General features: G+C 42.3%; 16 protein-coding genes. 10 read left to right on the forward strand and 6 right to left on the reverse strand.

What is annotated here, in order from left to right; genetic code table 11:
* Nucleotides 1-554, reverse strand: a 554-nt coding sequence (locus tag BUB08_RS17325) for a transposase (protein ID WP_175550036.1), incomplete at its 3' end; no start/stop codon positions are given.
* An 87-nt stretch (nt 555-641) separates the two neighbouring features.
* Here BUB08_RS17325 and BUB08_RS17330 point away from each other — a divergent pair.
* The 3 genes from BUB08_RS17330 to BUB08_RS17340 all read left to right on the forward strand — a co-directional run bounded on the left by BUB08_RS17330 (nt 642) and on the right by BUB08_RS17340 (nt 2,772).
* A complete protein-coding gene (locus tag BUB08_RS17330; RefSeq protein WP_073003184.1) occupies nt 642-1,469 on the forward strand; it encodes an ATP-binding protein in 828 nt (275 codons plus the stop codon).
* Nucleotides 1,470-1,575: 106 nt separating this feature from the next.
* Nucleotides 1,576-2,544, forward strand: a complete 969-nt coding sequence (locus BUB08_RS20395) for an ATP-binding response regulator (protein WP_073003185.1) — start codon at nt 1,576-1,578, stop codon at nt 2,542-2,544.
* A gap of 33 nt (nt 2,545-2,577) precedes the next feature.
* Nucleotides 2,578-2,772, forward strand: coding sequence for a hypothetical protein (locus tag BUB08_RS17340; RefSeq protein WP_073003186.1), 195 nt, complete (start codon nt 2,578-2,580; stop codon nt 2,770-2,772).
* A 39-nt stretch (nt 2,773-2,811) separates the two neighbouring features.
* Here BUB08_RS17340 and BUB08_RS17345 read toward each other — a convergent pair whose 3' ends face one another.
* Entirely contained in the window at nt 2,812-4,395 is a 1,584-nt protein-coding gene (locus BUB08_RS17345; protein WP_073003187.1) for a hypothetical protein, read from the reverse strand.
* A gap of 226 nt (nt 4,396-4,621) precedes the next feature.
* Between BUB08_RS17345 and BUB08_RS17350 the strand changes: the two genes are divergently transcribed.
* Both BUB08_RS17350 and BUB08_RS17355 read left to right on the forward strand, forming a co-directional pair.
* The gene (locus BUB08_RS17350; protein WP_073003188.1) at nt 4,622-5,005 is read left to right on the forward strand and encodes a co-chaperone GroES; all 384 of its coding nucleotides are present in this window, start codon (nt 4,622-4,624) and stop codon (nt 5,003-5,005) included.
* A gap of 76 nt (nt 5,006-5,081) precedes the next feature.
* A complete protein-coding gene (locus BUB08_RS17355; protein ID WP_073003189.1) occupies nt 5,082-6,560 on the forward strand; it encodes a hypothetical protein in 1,479 nt (492 codons plus the stop codon).
* A gap of 25 nt (nt 6,561-6,585) precedes the next feature.
* Here the strand turns inward: BUB08_RS17355 and BUB08_RS17360 are convergent, their stop codons facing one another.
* A complete protein-coding gene (locus tag BUB08_RS17360; RefSeq protein WP_073003260.1) occupies nt 6,586-7,875 on the reverse strand; it encodes an aminotransferase class I/II-fold pyridoxal phosphate-dependent enzyme in 1,290 nt (429 codons plus the stop codon).
* Nucleotides 7,876-8,095: 220 nt separating this feature from the next.
* Here BUB08_RS17360 and BUB08_RS17365 point away from each other — a divergent pair, with 220 nt between their 5' ends.
* A complete protein-coding gene (locus BUB08_RS17365; protein WP_073003190.1) occupies nt 8,096-9,328 on the forward strand; it encodes a PQQ-binding-like beta-propeller repeat protein in 1,233 nt (410 codons plus the stop codon).
* A 2-nt stretch (nt 9,329-9,330) separates the two neighbouring features.
* On the opposite strand, the gene BUB08_RS17370 is transcribed toward BUB08_RS17365, so the two are convergent.
* Entirely contained in the window at nt 9,331-9,753 is a 423-nt protein-coding gene (locus BUB08_RS17370) for a hypothetical protein (RefSeq protein WP_073003191.1), read from the reverse strand.
* Between the two features lie 101 nt (nt 9,754-9,854).
* Between BUB08_RS17370 and BUB08_RS17375 the strand changes: the two genes are divergently transcribed.
* Complete coding sequence (locus BUB08_RS17375; protein ID WP_083570840.1) at nt 9,855-10,466, forward strand: HAD family hydrolase; 612 nt, start codon at nt 9,855-9,857, stop codon at nt 10,464-10,466.
* Between the two features lie 26 nt (nt 10,467-10,492).
* Nucleotides 10,493-11,548: an endonuclease/exonuclease/phosphatase family protein gene (locus tag BUB08_RS17380; protein WP_139249781.1), complete on the forward strand. Its 1,056-nt coding sequence runs from the start codon at nt 10,493-10,495 to the stop codon at nt 11,546-11,548.
* A 1-nt stretch (nt 11,549) separates the two neighbouring features.
* On the opposite strand, the gene BUB08_RS17385 is transcribed toward BUB08_RS17380, so the two are convergent.
* On the reverse strand, nt 11,550-13,196 hold the full coding sequence (locus BUB08_RS17385) for a hypothetical protein (RefSeq protein WP_073003192.1): 1,647 nt from the start codon (nt 13,194-13,196) through the stop codon (nt 11,550-11,552).
* A gap of 24 nt (nt 13,197-13,220) precedes the next feature.
* A complete protein-coding gene (locus BUB08_RS17390; protein ID WP_073003193.1) occupies nt 13,221-13,934 on the reverse strand; it encodes a hypothetical protein in 714 nt (237 codons plus the stop codon).
* A 271-nt stretch (nt 13,935-14,205) separates the two neighbouring features.
* Between BUB08_RS17390 and uvrB the strand changes: the two genes are divergently transcribed.
* Nucleotides 14,206-16,239, forward strand: coding sequence for an excinuclease ABC subunit UvrB (uvrB, locus tag BUB08_RS17395; protein WP_073003194.1), 2,034 nt, complete (start codon nt 14,206-14,208; stop codon nt 16,237-16,239).
* 35 nt (nt 16,240-16,274) lie between these two features.
* Nucleotides 16,275-16,844, forward strand: coding sequence for a Yip1 family protein (locus BUB08_RS17400; protein WP_073003195.1), 570 nt, complete (start codon nt 16,275-16,277; stop codon nt 16,842-16,844).
* Nucleotides 16,845-16,863 lie beyond the last annotated feature (19 nt).

Raw genomic sequence — 16,863 nt, forward strand, 5'->3', positions numbered from 1 at the left:
TATACTGCACGGCTTACCACTCGGCCTTCATCCCTGACTTTATAATGCATCGCATCGAGCCAAACAATCGGATACAACGATTCAAGCGGACGACTCTGCCAGGCTTTGACCTGTGGAATAACCCGGTCGGTTATCTCACTTAATGTAGAATGGGAGATTTCTACATCATACATCTCTTTAACATGATTAGAGATGTCCCGAAAGCTCATCCCCAGCCCATATAATCCAATGATTTTAGGGGCAAGGTTATCCGCCAGTACAGTCTCTCTCTTTTTTACAAGTTGTGGTTCAAAACTACTGTTGCGATCTTGCGGGGTGGTTATCTCAATTTCTCCCGAGTCGGTTTTGAGCGTTTTACTTTTCTTCCCATTACGTTTGTTGCCTGATAATCGTTCAAAATCATCCAAATGGGTACTCATCTCTGCTTCAAGGGCACTTTCGATAAACTCTTTTAACAAGGGCGCAAATACGCCATCTTTACCTGTTAGGGATTGTCCACTGCGTAACTGCTCAAGGGCTTTGTCACGCATCGCTTTAAATTCTTTACTTTCCATAATTACTCTGTCTTGCAAAATTAATACTGTTGGACAGAGTTCATTTTACAGTCTCTTAATCCGTTGGCGTACAAACGTCATATCTCCATGAAAACGAATAATGTGGATTATTTTCTGATTGCCGACTACCAGCGACTGAAACAGGTTCTGTTAAATCTGATAAACAATGCGATTAAGTACAATAAACCCAATGGTTTTGTTGAAACAACATGCGACCTAATCAGTAATGTTGCCGATGGTAGTGGCGATTGGGTGCGAATTAATATTACAGATTCAGGTAAAGGAATTGCTGAGGAAAATCTCTACAAAGTATTCGAACCTTTTGAGCGGGTTGGGGCCGAAATTACTGAAATTGAAGGATCGGGGTTGGGGCTTTCTATTGTTAAAAAACTGGTAGATGCAATGGGCGGAAAAGTGGGCGTGGCAAGCGAATTAGGAAAAGGAACTACATTCTGGCTGGAGCTGCCGCTTGCAGATAATCCTGCCAACCAAATTCAGCAGCATGAGTTCATTTCCGGAAAAATAAATGCGCCATCGCAAAAAGTGGGGAATTTGTTATATATAGAAGATAATTCTTCCAATATCGATCTGATGGTGCAGGTTTTGGAAGAATATCGGCCCTCTGTGAACCTGATAACCAACATGTATGGCAAAAACACAGTTCAGTTTGCCAAAGACTATTCGCCATTTCTCATATTGCTCGATCTTAATCTTCCCGATATTCATGGATATGAAATTGTGAAATTGCTGAAAGCAGATATGAAAACCAAAGATATTCCGGTAGTTATTGTGAGCGCAGATGCTATGGAAAAACAAGTGAAAAGGCTGATGGATGAAGGCGTTCAGGGGTATCTTACAAAACCGGTTGATATTGAACAGCTTCTTGATATTATTGATAAGAACCTTAATGTTTAGTGCCATAAGTATAATGAAACAGGCATGTGAAATAGTTGCACAGAAGGAGTGCAAAAATGAATCCGTGTTTTAAGCTACTAAATTGAATTCTAATAACCCAGAAAGGATGAAAAGTTTAGCGATAGAAAAAGCCAAAGTGTTAATTGTTGATGACCAGCAAGATAATATCGATGTTCTTAGCGGATTGCTCGAAATGAAGGGCTATTTTAATATCAAAACAACAACAGATTCCCGCCTCACAATAGAACTGTGTAAAACATTCTGCCCTGATATTATTCTGTTGGATTTAATGATGCCGTATTTCGACGGATTTCAGATAATGGAACAGCTAAAGGAGTGTATCGCTCCCGACGATTTTTTGCCTATTCTGGTGCTTACGGCAGACGTTTCGCAGGAGGCCAGGCAAAAAGCGCTGAATAGTGGCGCAAAAGATTTTGTTACGAAACCCTTCGATTTTCTTGAAGTGGATTTGAGAATTAGAAATTTACTGGAAACGCGGTTTTTGTACCTGCTGAAAAAAAATCAAAATAAGATATTGGAAGAAGAGGTGAAAAAACGTACTCTCGAACTTGAAAAAGCAAACAATGAATTAAAGCAGCTGGATGAAGCCAAATCAGATTTTTTAAACCTCATTAGCCACGAAATTAATACTCCGCTAAACGGTATTCTCGGGTTTATCAGTATTTTAAAAAGCGAACTGAAGGCAAGTCGACTTGTGGAAATGCTGAAATACCTCGAGGTTTCTGCCAGGCGGCTCGAACGTTTTGCCTGGGTGAGTTTGAATATTACCCGGTTAAAAACTCAAAATCTGGTAATTTACAGAGATAAAACCATCGGCAACCATTTCGTGAATCATGTGAAAAATAAATATGCAGAGCAGTTTCACGAAAAAGAAGTTTCCCTGAAGTGTATCGATGGATCATGCGAATCCAGAATATATGGCGACGTTGTTCTTACCGAATTTTGTTTCGACAGCATTGTGAAAAATGCGATACAATATTCGCCTAAAGGAGGAGAAATTACCATCGAAATTAAAAATGACGATCGTACTGCACAGTGTATTTTTTCTGACTAGGGAGCGGGATTTTCAGAAAAGGCGGTGTCCGGAATGCACAATCCTTTTTCCCCGGGCGAAGAACATGTTGATAAAAACAAGGGACTCGACCTTGTGTTGGTTGGACTTATAATGAAAGCGCACAAAGGGAAAATTGAAGTCAGTAATAACGCCCACGGAGCAATTGTAACGCTCACTTTTCCGTGCCCAAAGTATCAGAATATCCCGGTTAAGGAAATTGAGGGTTGAATGTAGTCGGGAAACGCGCTCGTGAAAACCGGGCGGTTTTTATTTTGTCGGAGAAATAGACCAGAGCAGCCCGCCTTTTATTCCGAATGAGTCGTATAAATCTCCTGAATCGAATCCAAACGAAACGTTGGCAGAGAAGTTACGTGGCAACTGTCGAAAAAATTCCAACAAAAAGTAATTTTGATTTTTACCTTCTTTGAAATAGTAGTTGGGGCGTTCGTTAAATCCGCTGGTGTAAAACCCGCTGTATGTTCCAAAGTTTTTGGTGAATGTAGCTTTTGCCCGGTACTTTAGTTTGGCACTGATTGTTCCCGACGCGGTAAAATGATGGCTTTGAAGACGATTGTTCCCAATTTTTCGGTAAGTCATATCGTCAATATTCTTGAAATATGAAATCTGCTTGTCTGAGTGCATAAGCGGGAAGCCCCAAAAATGTTCGTCATAAAAATGCCCCAATTTGTATAAGCCGTGATTGAAATAATTGTCGCGCCCAAACTCCGGATGACCCTGGTTTACTAATTCTACAAGGTAGGGGTAGAATTCCTCCCATGAGTTGATTTCAACATCAAGTCCGAATTTGTCTTTAAGAAAAGCCGAATAGTCATCAATATTTTTATAGCTTTTTAAGTGAAGTCCGGGACCACTCTGGTGCTTGGTGTAACCGTATTGGTACGAAAATTTTTCAATCCAGTTCTCCTTTTTCAGTTGTACTGCCAGGTGGATGAGCTTGTCTTTTGACCTGAACCACCCCGAAAAATCGGTAAAAGGGTCGTGTTTCGACAAACTAACAATTAGATCTTTTGTTTCCAGTTCCACGCCAATTTCGCTGAACGCAACGTGTTCTCCCGGGGTATTCACTCCTTCTCCGGGCATGAATTCTCCGACTTTTTCCGACGACTGTGCAGAAAACGTACTTAGCCAGTCCACCGGAATTTTAGTGCCGTCGCTCATGGTTCCACCAAAAAGAACAGAGTGGTTAAATCCCGCAAAAATATTCACCGGCAAATTACCTGATTTCAAATACAAATTTTTAAAATGATACCACGGGTTGGTAATTCCAGGCGCTTCCCGGTGGTCATTCAATTTCCCCAGGAGAAAAGCTCCCCTGAATTGAACGTAGTTTTTTGTGAAAGGTACCGGCGTGTAGTTGAAGAACCCGAGTGAAAATGCTGGCATTGGCCTGATGTTTTTGAAGTTTAAAAACACCGGTTCGCTTTCCTGCCCGGGAAGATAGTCGAGATTTTTCTTTCCGGCGATAACCGAGAAGTTTTGATACTTTGCTTCTGCGTAAATCTGCCCTGCTGTAACGTGTTTCAGAGTGTTGTCCATCCATAAATCCACTCCTGCCGATAGCGAAAGCTTGTTTTGCCAGGTCCGTTTAAAAACCGAATTTGTTCTTCCCAATATTTGTCCGTGGCCAAATTGGTCAATTCTGCCAAACTGGTTGGTGTGAATCCATAGCGGAACCAGTTCGTCTGAAGAGTAAACGGCAACTCCCTGCATTTCAATTTTTAAACTGTCGTTCTGGGCCGCCAACTGAAATGATATTCCATTGAACACTAGTAGAATTAGGAGTAATGAAAACCTGTTGTTTTTCCTGAAAGTATGAGGAGTTTTAAGCATTCAAAAAAGTTTTTGTAAAAGTAAACAAATAGTGTTGGGAATCAATTGTGATGAGCGACCCAAAATAATTTGTCAGGAGAAGGCCTTAATTTTCTTTTTTTGTGTGCACATGGCAGCGTAAAATTTTTAGTGTATAGTTTGCTGGTTCGACCGGTTGAAGTTGCTCTGTTGTGTTGAGTAAACAAGTAGGAAAGTGTTATCTTTGCCCATTAAAAGAAAAATTGACATGTCGTTGGTAATTGAAGAAAAAGACCTCGAAAAATTCATTATGGTAGGCGACCGGGTATTGGTTAAGCCTAAAACTCCGTCGAGTAAAACCAAAACCGGATTGTATTTGCCGCCAACTGTTCAGGAAAGCGAAAAAATTCAAAGCGGCTACATTGCAAAAGTCGGCCCGGGCTACCCAATTCCTGCAATTTCAGAAGAAGATGAAGCCTGGAAACAAAAGCAGGATGATGTGAAATACGTGCCGTTGCAGGCGCAGGTGGGAGATTTGGCCGTGTACCTGAACAAAAGCGGTTACGAAATCGAATTCAATAACGAGAAATATATTATTCTGCCACACTCAGCGATTTTAATGATAATTCGCGACGAAAGTCTGATGGTGTAAGGTGTTGTTACATAGTTTAAAAAACGTATTCAGCTTTTGTTTTTCCTAAAGGAGACCTATCTAATAACAGAAACGAATGAAGATTGGACGAACTTTATATTTTGCTGCTGCTTTAATTCTTGTTGTGCTTTCATTTTTTCTTTATTCTTCAAGGTATTACCCTCTGTTAAGTTCTGACGATGCCTTAAATGTTTTGATGACATACTATTACAGGCTTCCACACGATATTTATTGCTGGGGACAGGATCGAGGCGGAACGTTGATTCCTTTAATCAGTCAGGTGTTTCATAGGTGGTTGGGGTTTTCGCCCATTGTTTCGGTTTCTTTTTCAAACTACTTGGTGTTAATTTTGGGATACTGGGGGTTTTCAAGCCTTTTAAAAAATAGTTACACAAAATTATTGTTTGCCATAGTATGGTTTTTTCCACCGATCCGGTTTGTTGATTTAACAAGATTCCCTATTGGTGTTCAATACAGTCTGATCGGATTTTCAATTTATCTGATAAACAAGGTCAGGTTCAACCAACGAAATAGAATATTCAGTCATGTTTTAATGGTGTTAGTTGTTTTGATTCTGTGTATTTCTGTTTGGGTATCAGATTTATCTTTGGTTTCCATTACTTTGTTAATATTTACGCTTTTCTTTTTCCGTTATCGAGAAATCGGAAAATTAAGTATTCCTAAGTCGGTATTGTTTTATATAGTTGGAGGTGTTGCAGGAGTTTTTTTTATGCTGCGATTTGCCAAAAGGCATGCAACCGGTGTAACCGGAAATTATCTGGGAATTAACACGTGGGCTGAATTTTGGCAGGCGGTGGAGACGCTTGTTAATGAATTTCTTAGTGTCTATACATTTCAGAATGACGACATAATTTTTAGTATATATGCATGGTTCGTAATGATTAGTCTCTTGTTTTTGGCCTTTTGTGTGTTAAGAAGTTCATCTTTTGTTGTTCCTGAAAGAATACGTCCGTGGCTTGCCTTTTTTATTCTTGATTTTGTTGTCGTTTTGGGAGGAATGGCGTTTTCGAAATGGGTTCTTTTAAACGGTATGGGAAGATGGTACTTCGTTTCAAGTTACATATCATTGTCGTTAGTAGTGCTTATTTTACTCGATAATAATTCCATGAAGGATTTCAGAAATCGGGCTGTCCATGGAGTTATAGCGCTAACAATACTACTGGGAGCAGTAAGTACCCCTCATTATTTGAAGTTTGTACGACCCAAAACGCTGAAATCGAAAGTTGATATCAAAAGAGAATTTCTTACTTTGGGCGAGATTGGCATAATTGGGGAATTTTGGAATTCATACATTTCTGCCTGCCCAAATCCTTCAATATTAAAAGCAACGGCACACGACAAAAGTGTAGTAAGAAACAAGGAATTAGTGAATGAAGTGTTTGCCCAACCTGAAATTTACGTCATTAGAGATATGTGGATGAAATCATTCCCTGATTCCCTGAAACAGTTTGGGCATACCCTAGTGAGAGATGGAGAGCCTTTTAAAATGGCTGGGTGTGATGTTTGCAAATATGCTGATGTTGAACGAGATTAAAAATCCCGTTCAACATAATATTATTTTAGCAGCACTCTTCGCACGCTTTGTAAATTCCTTCAAATAAATCTTTGACATCCGATGCGGCAACTGCCGAGTAGGCCAGCCTCAAAAGACCATTCAGACTAATTATGCCAATGCTGTACTTTTCAATGAGCACCTGCCGTACTTTTTCACTGTCCAGCTCGTCGTTTAATCTGATACACATAAAATAACCGGAATTGAAAGGAAGCGGCTTAAAATACTTCTGGTACTTTTCGTCTTTTACTGCTTCTTTTACTGCGTTGTATCGTTGCTGCAGAATTTGATGTTTTTCCTGCTTTTGAATTGGATATTCGTCGCTGTTGTAGGCGGCAAACATCAGGGATTGAGAAATATTTGCTGCGTTGGAGATGTTACCGCGGATGGCACCGGCGGTTTTAGATTCAAGTGCTCCGTACAATTCAGCGTCTCCGCCTTTTATTGCGTACGAAATAAAACCAACGCGGAATCCCCAAACATAATCTTCTTTGGTAGAACCGTCCAGCTTAACTGCCAACACATTTTCGTGCAGGTTAGCCAGTGCTGTAAAAATACTTTCGCGCGCGATGCCTTCTTCGTAAACCAGCCCAAAATATGCATCATCGCTAATGCAAACAATTTTATTTCCTTTTTCTGCCGCTTTGCCGATTATCGAAACAATGGCAGCAGCCTCTTTTTCTGTGGGCGTGTATCCTGTCGGGTTATTGGGGAAGTTCAGAATCAGAATTTTTTTTCCAATTTCACCTTTATTCAGCGTGGTTTCAAAGGCGTCCAAATCGAATTGTTCGTTCTTAAACAGGTTGAATTTCACCAGGCTGGCACCGTAGCCATTGGCCAGGGTGAGGTTGTAATTTCCCCAGAAAAGATCCGGAACAATTACTTCGTCGCCTGCATCGGCAAAAAGGTAGCCAGCCATACTAACTCCGTGGGTAAGGGCGTTGGTAACCACAGGCAAACTTATCTGTGTTTCTCCCAGCGATGGGTTTTTCTCATAAATCATACTTTTCCACTTCGAACGCAAATCCGGGCGCCCGAAACTCGGGGCATACGGAAATATCAACGACGGATCAAGATTTACTTTTGAGGCAATGGTTTCAAGGCGCATCGGAGTGCCGTCATCTTCAGTGGCTGCCCCAATTGTTGCATTAATACGCGTGCCTTTTGCTTCGGCAGTTTGGCCAAGGATTCCTTTCTTCGGAAAGAAAATATTTTTGCCTCTTTCGGAGAGCATTTCGTAAACTGCCGGATTTTTTTTCCTGATAATTTGATTGAGTTCTTCAGCTTGTGGATTCATATCTTTATTTTTCCTGTTCTGTTCAGAATTGAATGAAAATTTGCGATGCAAGATAAGAAACAACCCTTTATCAAGCGACAGTTCGATGACAAATTGAAGAAATTTTTGATGAATTTGTAACATATTTAATCAGATGGCCCGAGAATGAAAAAAAATGTAACTATTGAATCGTAACCCGAAATCGCGTATTTTAGCTTTTGAAACCAAAAATCAATCTAAAATGAAAACCTTGAATTTCTCCGTTTTTGCAATTTTTGTTGGTGTGTCCCTGTTGTTGTTTTCCTGTTCAATCGAAAAAAAATCCGAATGGCCCGGGTGGCGTGGTGTTAACCGCGACGGCGTGGTGCATAATTTTCAGTCCCCTGAAGAGTGGCCGGCGGAATTAACAAAAGTGTGGGAACAAAACGTTGGCCTGTGCGATGCTTCATCGGTGATGGCCGACGGGCGGATTTTTCTGCACGTAAAACAGGGCGGTAATGAGGTTACTTTATGTCTCGATGCGGATACCGGAGTTGAAATATGGCGAACCATAAACAATGCTTCTCCTGAAGTTACCGGCGGAGCGGCTCCTCACCCGGGGTCCAGAAGTACTCCCTACATTTCCGGAAAATACATTTACACGCTGGGTGTTGGTGGTGCTTTAAATTGCCTCAATATTGAGAATGGCGATGTTGTTTGGAAAAATGAAGAATACACGGAAGTTCCCGCCTTTTTTGTAAGCATGTCGCCAATAGTTGTTGACAATAAATGTATCGTCCATCTTGGCGGGCACGACTCGGGTATCATCGTTGCTTTTGATGCCCAAACCGGCGAAAAAAACTGGACAATTAAAGGAGAGCCGGCTACCTATTCTTCTCCGGTTTTAATGGAAGTTGGCAGCGAGCAGGTGTTGGCCGTTCAGAGTGAAACTGATTTGCTGGGTGTTTCGCTCGACGGTGATTTGCTGTGGAAGATTCCAACTCCCGGAGAACGCAGGTTTTACAACTCGTCAACTCCGGTTGTTGACGGTCAGAACATTTTTATTGCAGGGCAGGGGATTGGAACAAGATCGGTTAAAATTGAGAAGTTGGGTGATAAATACACTTGGACTGAAAACTGGTACAACCCTGATTTTGGCGTTTCGTTTAACACGCCTGTTTTGAAAGAGGGATTTTTGTACGGACACGAAGCCCGGCTTGGAAAAGCGTTTTGCCTTAATGCTGCAACAGGAGAGGTGGCCTGGGCAGATACCGTTTCGCACAATCGTTTTACGTCCACCCTCGATTTGGGTAACGAAATACTTTCGTTAACGGCCAATGGAAAACTGCTTGTTTTTGAACCAACTCCCTACAAGTATTCAGAAAAGGCAGCTTACAAAGTCTCCTCTACAAATACCTACGCACACCCACTGGTTTCGGGCAACAGAATTTACACAAAAGATAAAGAAACATTTACCTGCTGGGAGGTTTTATAAAATTACAGGCTTTTTAATGCGCCTACAATTACAAAGAACCCTGCAAGTCCTGCCAAAGCGGTGAGGATAATAAACAGATTCTTGCCTTTTTTGTCTTTCAATTCCAGAAGAAAAGCAGGAATTGCAAGTAACCCGGTAGTAAGAAAAGCAATGTATGCCGGAAGCAGCCTGGCAACGAAAGGAATTCCTTCCATGGTTTCTTCTTCCATTTCTTCGCTGATTATTTCGGCCGGAGTTAAAAAATCATGGGCTGAAAAACTGCCGCTCAGCAACGAATACAGCGAAAATATTCCCAAAAAGAAGAAAATAACCGGCCCCAGCAGGCGAAAAGTTTTTTTGTGTTCTACCCACCCGTAAACGCTGGCAATAATCGCTGCAAAAACAAACCATTGGGGAATGGTATATAAAATTGTGTCCTGGCTCATTGTAAATTAATTTAGAACAAAGTTGGCGAAAATTCCTTAATCCCGAAAGCTTTGTGGCAAAAGGGTTTTATTTTTACTTTTGTTGCCTGTTTAATAAAATTATGGTGAAAAAACTTGAAATTAATCCCGCGGCAAAAGCACTCATTTTCGATTTAGACGGAACCCTTGCCGACACAATGCCTGTACATTTTTGGGCGTATAAAAATATTTTAGTCGATTATGGCATCGATTTTACTCCGGAGTTGTTCGCTGCCATGGCAGGTGTTCCTGCAGTACAAACAATTCAGTTGCTGAATGAAAAGTTTGGCACCCGAATGAACCCCGAGAAGATTGGGCATTTAAAAGAGGCTGAATACGAGAAAAATATGCACAAAATGAAGCCGATTCAGCCGGTAGTGGATTTGGCAAAACAGTACTACGGGAAATTACCCATGGCGGTTGGTACAGGCGGTTACAAGCGCTTGGCATGGAAAACTATGGAAATTATCGGGCTCGATAAATATTTTGAAATTTTGGTTCCAAGCGAAGATGTGAAACACCCGAAACCTCACCCCGAAACGTTTTTGAAATGTGCTGAACTGTTGGGCGTTCAACCCGGGGTCTGCCAGGTTTTTGAAGACGGAGAGCTTGGTATTCAGGCGGCCAATGCTGCCGGCATGATGTCCACTTTGGTGACAGATTTTTACGAAGTAACAATTGGCGAAGAGATATGAAACAGGCAGGTGAAAATATTTTTGGTATGAAAAAGGTTTGCCCGACAGGAAAAATGATTGCCGGGAAAACACATCTTTCTGTACTGGTAATTGCACTTTTCCTTTTTGTTTCATGCAGCAGTTGGAAAAATGCCGCTTACCGGAACATGACCGTGGTTTTCTACAACGTGGAAAACCTGTTCGATGTAGAAAATGAGCCCGGGAAAAGCGACGGAGAGTTTACTCCTGACGGACAAAAAAACTGGGATGAAACCAGGTACCAGAAAAAGCTGAGCGATATTTCTAACGTCATTAGCGGAATTAACGAGGGCGACTTGCCTGAGATTGTTGGGCTTTGTGAAGTGGAAAATGAAAAAGTGGTTCGCGATTTAGTGCAGACCGGGCTTTTGGCAAAAGGAAATTATGAGGTGGTTCACCATGAAAGTCCTGATTTTAGAGGCATAGATTGTGCTTTGGCTTATCGCCCTGAGGAATTTAAAGTGCTAAGCCATTCTGCTGTTCCCGTAAGTTTTGAAGACGATCCAAATCCTGCTACTCGCGATATTTTGTATGTAAAAGGCCGGACTCGTAACCGCGAGGAGTTTCATGTTTTCGTAAATCATTGGCCTTCTCGTATCGGCGGAGTTGACAAAACCGAACCCAAACGCGTTGCCGTAGCTCGTGTTTTAAAATCGAAAATTGATTCGGTGATGTCGAGAAACGCAAAGGCTCACATAATTGTAATGGGCGACATGAACGATGACCCCGATAAAAAAAGTTTGTCCGAAGTGTTAGGTGCCAATGCTCCTTCAACTCCGGATGCCGTACTGGTTAATTTGATGTTCCCGGATTTCAATAATGGAAAAGGAACATACAACTACCGTGGAAACTGGAATATGCTCGACAATATGATTGTCTCTCCGGGACTTCTGGATTCCAAAGGCTTTCGTTGTGTCGAAGAAAAAGGGCACATTTTTCACGAAGAGTGGATGGAACACAGAAGTCGCAATAAGGAGATGTCTCCCAATCGAACCTACGGAGGACCCAATTATTACGGAGGGGTAAGCGACCATTTCCCGGTATATTTCAGGCTGAGAAGGTAGTTTACCATCCCAGGTCGTCGCATACGCTCTGGCTGAATTTGTGGTCTACATAAATTCTTATCCGTCCGTCGTCTATCCGTTCCGAGTGAATGTCGGAACCGCTGGGGTGCACATAGTTGCCATTTTCGTCAAATTCGGTAACTAAAGTGGAATATTCCCATTCGTTTTCCCAAAGCAAGCGGTATTCGTATTCCTGCCCCGGAAGCCCCAGCAGGTCAACTACGCCACCAGTCATGTCAGCTCCCTGCCACGGGCCTTCAGCTCCTTTAATTTTGTATTCTCCGCTATAGGTGGGAGCAACTGCAATGGTTGGGCTATCCGGACAAAATGCTCTTAACACAATCTGATATTCGGTGTAACCTTCGTTCGGAGTTACCTGCACTTCGTAAGTGCCCGAGCAAAAATCCGAAATTTCCAGTGGTGCAATGGGCTGAAATGCGGGGTTGTTATTTCTGAAAACCAGTTTAACTGCCTTTTGTGGAGTGTTTTCAACTGCGAATGTTTCAGGAAAATTTCCTTTAAAACTAACTGTTGTTAAGAGTTTATTTTCGTTGTCGTAAACGTCGGCATCTATGGAGAAGCTTGAAATTGCTTCCGAACGGAAAGTTATCCGGCTACCCATTGGGCACAGAGGTTCGGTGGACGCTTTTGCAACGGTGTAACTGAAGCCGAGCGCGGAATAAACGTTTTTTGTCCCGGTGAAGTTCCACCTGTCGGTAGAAAATACGGCAAACCCAAACAGGTCGGGAGCTGGCATTCCCAGATAGGTGCAGCGCGAAATAATAACTCCGCCATTCAGGTCGGCCACTTCTTTGCCTGCAACAACCAGTTTCGTAAGACGGCCTGTTTCAAGCTTGTGAAACAAAGCACTTACCGGTTGCCCATTGATATCAAGAACATCGGTAACCGGGGAATAGCTGGTGAATTTATTAACGGTTAACTTGAGGAAATTTGCCTGGTCGGCGTTGTATATTTCCAACAGTTCTTCAGAAGAATTAAACAACGGTTTTCCTGTTTTATCCCTGAATTTCAGAAAGCTCGCTATTGAAATTTCATATTCGATACGAACTAATTGTTCAACCTGGGCAGATTTTAACTGCTGGTTGTTTTGTGCTGAAATAATAATGGATGTGCCATCATCGCCAATCCCGATGTCGCCGCCATACTCTGATTCCTCTTCGTCTTCGGTTTTTACCAACTCCAGTTCAATGGTCTTTTTCCCGGTGCTTTTGTACTGGATTCCCTGACTGACACTGTTGTATCCTTCGGCCTGAACGTTGATGGCAAATTGCAACGGCGAATTTTCAGAAACGGAAACATTGGGATCTACTGTCACTTCCAGTTGTCCCTGCGCAGTAGAAAAATCAGTTTTCTTTTCTCCGGTGAATGTAACAATGTCGTTGCCGTTCATTCCCGAGAAACTGATGGTAGCCGGGGCAGTCAGCAGCGAACCGTCTTTCGCATCTTTTAGTTTTACCGAAATGCGCGTGTCAAAAAAGTTAAAGTCCAGCACCAGCAAATTAATGTCTTCGCCGGTTTCCTTGTCTTTTAACGGATTATCGAGGTAGCTGGCACATCCTGAAATGGAAGCAAAAGCTGTTATTATTAATAACCCTCTCAGTATTGTTTTTAATCCTTTGTTGTTCATTTTGCGTTTGTTTTGATGTTCAAGTTAAAAAAGTCGGATGGCAACTGCAAGTTTTACCACCGGATAATATTTGTAAGCTGAGAACTGTTTTTCGAGACGTTGTTGCTGACCGTGAACAGGATTGGCTGTGGGTTCGAGCAATCCGGATGCTTCAATGTTTAGTTTTGGCGGGCCAATGTAGTAGAGACCGGTTTCGAAATTGTAGGTTACCATTTTCCTTTTTCCAATAAATCGTCTGAACCCGATACCTGCATAAGGCGAGACTTTTGTTTCCGGTTCAAAACGGATGTTGAAATCACCTACTTTCGAAGCCGGAATAGTAATATCTCCGTATTCCATATCGCTATTAGCCGCACCTTTGAGGCGCGGTTGAAAATTGTTGAAAATAACGCCGCCGGTCAGATAAAGGGAGTTGGTGTAAAAGTAGTCGCCCATCAGAAAAATGCCGCCGGTTTTGTAGTTAAAATCGGCATCGTATGAAATGTCATTTTCTTCAAACTCATAATTGTAGTTCAGACTGAGCGATTCGACTCCGGTTTTCAGAGTCAGCCTTTTCCCCAGAATGTACCTCACGTTAAAACCCAGCCCGTTGGTGGTGGCCTGGCCTCCGATGTAGAGACCCTTCGCTTCTGTGTTCAGACTCTGGTCTGCTGCCTCAACATCTTGTGCCGATATGCGGTTGGCAAAAAAAGCACATACAATAATGGCAATTGGGAGAATTCTTTTTTTGTAGTTCATGAAAGCGTTATTTGTCAAAGTTAAATTCAAAGCAAATTTATGATTAAATAGAATATCAAAATGGGTGATTTTACTAAAAAAGTATTTGTCCTTTTTAATTTCAGCATTTGAGTTGTGCGTTTGTCAGAAAAATGGAAGAGGAAGAATCGGAAAATTCGACCTGAATGTATTTGCTGAGAATGAAATATTGGCTCAATAAATTTATTATTAAACAGATGAATGTGTTTTTGCAGAATTTCTTTTTTCTGAAACTCTTCGTTAGTTTTGTAGCATGCAATTGAAAGTAGTTTCAGATTACCAACCCACCGGAGATCAGCCCGAAGCAATCAGGCAACTGACCGAAGGGCTGGATAACGGCGAACGTTTTCAAACCCTGCTGGGGGTTACCGGATCGGGAAAAACATTTACCATGGCCAACGTTATCGAAAAAGTACAGCGGCCAACATTAATTCTTAGCCATAACAAAACCCTGGCTGCCCAGTTGTACAGCGAAATGAAACAGTTTTTCCCGGATAATGCGGTGGAATATTTCGTGTCGTATTACGATTATTATCAGCCGGAAGCCTACCTGCCTACTACTGATACATACATTGAAAAAGACCTCTCCATTAACGAGGATATCGAAAAACTCCGGTTGAGCGCCACTTCGTCGCTGCTTTCTGGGCGGCGCGATGTGATTGTGGTTTCGTCTGTTTCGTGCCTTTACGGAATCGGAAATCCTGAAGATTTTCATGCCAACATAACAGAAATGAAGGTGGGGCAGAAGGTTGCCCGAAATGCCATGTTGCGGCAACTGGTAGATGCATTGTACTCGCGCAGCGAAGCGGAATTTCAACGGGGCAATTTCAGAGTGAAAGGCGACACCGTGGATATTTATCCTGCCTATGCAGATACGGCAATTCGCGTGGTTTTTTGGGGAGACGAAATTGAAGAGATTTCCAGCTTCGATCCACAGACCGGACATACAATCCAGCAGATGGATGAGGTGGTAATTTACCCGGCAAATATATTTGTAACTACCAAATCGCGGATGCAATCTGCCATTCATCAAATTCAGGACGATTTGATGGCGCAGGTGGATTATTTTAAAGAAATCGGAAAGCGACAGGAAGCAAAACGAATTCTGGAGCGTGTGGAATACGACATGGAGATGATGCGCGAGCTGGGGTACTGCCCCGGAATAGAAAACTACTCGAGGTACTTTGATGGACGAAAACCCGGTACCCGGCCGTTCTGCCTGCTCGATTATTTCCCTGATGATTTTTTGACCATAATCGATGAAAGCCACGTTACCATTCCACAAATCAGGGCGATGTACGGTGGCGACAATTCCCGCAAAGTAACGCTTGTTGAATACGGGTTCAGGCTCCCGGCGGCCATCGACAATCGTCCTTTAAAATTTGAAGAGTTCGAAAACCTGGTGAATCAGTTGGTTTATGTAAGTGCCACGCCGTCTGATTATGAGCTGGATAAAAGCGAAGGTGTTGTGGTGGAACAGATCATTCGTCCTACCGGATTACTTGACCCCATAATTGATGTGCGCCCCAGCACCAACCAGATTGACGATTTGATGCACGAAATTCATTTGCGTACCCAAAAGAATGAAAGGGTGTTGGTTACTACGCTCACCAAACGTATGGCTGAAGAATTGTCGAAGTATTTGCTGAATATGGGAGTGAAAACCAGGTACATTCATTCCGATGTTGATACAATGGAACGGGTGGAAATTATGGAGCAGTTGCGAAAAGGGGAATTCGATGTGCTGGTGGGGATTAACCTGCTGCGAGAAGGATTGGATTTACCCGAAGTTTCGCTGGTGGCGATTCTCGATGCAGATAAAGAAGGTTTTTTGCGTTCGGAACGTTCGTTGACACAGACGGCAGGGCGCGCCGCCCGAAACCTGAACGGAATGGTAATCATGTATGCCGACAAAATTACAGACTCCATGCAGCGCACCATCGATGCTACCAACTACCGCCGCGAAAAACAGATGAAATACAACCAAGAGCACAATATTACACCAAGGCAAATTGTTAAACCTACCCGCGATATTATCGGGCACGAGTTTAGGGGAGGAAAGCGGCCAGACGCATACGGAAACGCTTCGACCCCCGATGTGGCTGCCGATCCGGTGGTTCAGTACATGAGTATAAGCGGACTTGAGAAAGCTATTGAGAAATTGAAGAAGCAGATGAAGGCCGCAGCAAAAGAACTCGATTTTATTGAAGCCGCCCAGTTGCGGGATGAAATGTTTGCGTTGGAACGTTTAATGAAAGAAAAGAAAGATCAGGCACTCAACGAATAATGTTTATTTTTGTGCCGGAAATTGATAAGTAGAAAATGAAAGATTATTTTAATCAGTTATACGCTACAGTTAAGGAAGTAATTATTGCCCCCGGGAAATTTTGGGAACGCCGAAAAGAAGAGGGAAGCGAAAGCTCCCGGCCTTTTTCAAATTATTTTTTGCCGTTGCTGGCCATTGTTTTTTTTGCAGTATTTGCAAGTGAGTTAATGCGCGGCTCCAGGTTTTACATCACTTACCCGCTAATGAGGGCTTTCAGAGAAGTTCTTTTGTTTTTGCTGCAATATGTTATTTCGGCATTTCTTACCAACGAGTTGATTAAGCCTTTTGGTGGTAAAAAGAATATTGCAATCGTCAGGCAACTGGTTATTTATTCGCTGACCCCATTTATGCTGGTCTCATTAATTACAGGAGTTTTTCCGTTTTTGTATGTAATTGATATTTTGGGACTGTACGGTTTCTTTATTTTCTGGGCAGGAATAAAAGTTTTTCTGGAGTTTCCCGAGCGAAAGCTTCCCAGCTTTTTTCTGGTAGCTGTATTGGCAAATTTTTTCGTGTTTAGCTTTTTAAGTATTTTTCTATCGAAATTAATGGCTGCTTTTTTATAAGTTGTCGAAAGACAGCATG

Origin of the sequence: Mariniphaga anaerophila (assembly GCF_900129025.1) — a bacterium.
Classification (GTDB): domain Bacteria; phylum Bacteroidota; class Bacteroidia; order Bacteroidales; family Prolixibacteraceae; genus Mariniphaga; species Mariniphaga anaerophila.

What these genes read in the sequence shown, in the direction of transcription:
- BUB08_RS17340 (WP_073003186.1), top strand. Translation starts at nt 2,578, where the DNA reads ATGCACAATCCTTTTTCCCCGGGCGAAGAACATGTTGATAAAAACAAG.
- BUB08_RS17400 (WP_073003195.1), top strand. Translation starts at nt 16,275, where the DNA reads ATGAAAGATTATTTTAATCAGTTATACGCTACAGTTAAGGAAGTAATT.
- BUB08_RS17385 (WP_073003192.1), bottom strand. Translation starts at nt 13,196, where the DNA reads ATGAACAACAAAGGATTAAAAACAATACTGAGAGGGTTATTAATAATA.
- BUB08_RS17350 (WP_073003188.1), top strand. Translation starts at nt 4,622, where the DNA reads ATGTCGTTGGTAATTGAAGAAAAAGACCTCGAAAAATTCATTATGGTA.
- BUB08_RS17330 (WP_073003184.1), top strand. Translation starts at nt 642, where the DNA reads ATGAAAACGAATAATGTGGATTATTTTCTGATTGCCGACTACCAGCGA.
- BUB08_RS17390 (WP_073003193.1), bottom strand. Translation starts at nt 13,934, where the DNA reads ATGAACTACAAAAAAAGAATTCTCCCAATTGCCATTATTGTATGTGCT.
- BUB08_RS17365 (WP_073003190.1), top strand. Translation starts at nt 8,096, where the DNA reads ATGAAAACCTTGAATTTCTCCGTTTTTGCAATTTTTGTTGGTGTGTCC.
- uvrB (WP_073003194.1), top strand. Translation starts at nt 14,206, where the DNA reads ATGCAATTGAAAGTAGTTTCAGATTACCAACCCACCGGAGATCAGCCC.
- BUB08_RS17370 (WP_073003191.1), bottom strand. Translation starts at nt 9,753, where the DNA reads ATGAGCCAGGACACAATTTTATATACCATTCCCCAATGGTTTGTTTTT.
- BUB08_RS17380 (WP_139249781.1), top strand. Translation starts at nt 10,493, where the DNA reads ATGAAAAAGGTTTGCCCGACAGGAAAAATGATTGCCGGGAAAACACAT.
- BUB08_RS17355 (WP_073003189.1), top strand. Translation starts at nt 5,082, where the DNA reads ATGAAGATTGGACGAACTTTATATTTTGCTGCTGCTTTAATTCTTGTT.
- BUB08_RS17345 (WP_073003187.1), bottom strand. Translation starts at nt 4,395, where the DNA reads ATGCTTAAAACTCCTCATACTTTCAGGAAAAACAACAGGTTTTCATTA.
- BUB08_RS17375 (WP_083570840.1), top strand. Translation starts at nt 9,855, where the DNA reads ATGGTGAAAAAACTTGAAATTAATCCCGCGGCAAAAGCACTCATTTTC.
- BUB08_RS20395 (WP_073003185.1), top strand. Translation starts at nt 1,576, where the DNA reads ATGAAAAGTTTAGCGATAGAAAAAGCCAAAGTGTTAATTGTTGATGAC.
- BUB08_RS17360 (WP_073003260.1), bottom strand. Translation starts at nt 7,875, where the DNA reads ATGAATCCACAAGCTGAAGAACTCAATCAAATTATCAGGAAAAAAAAT.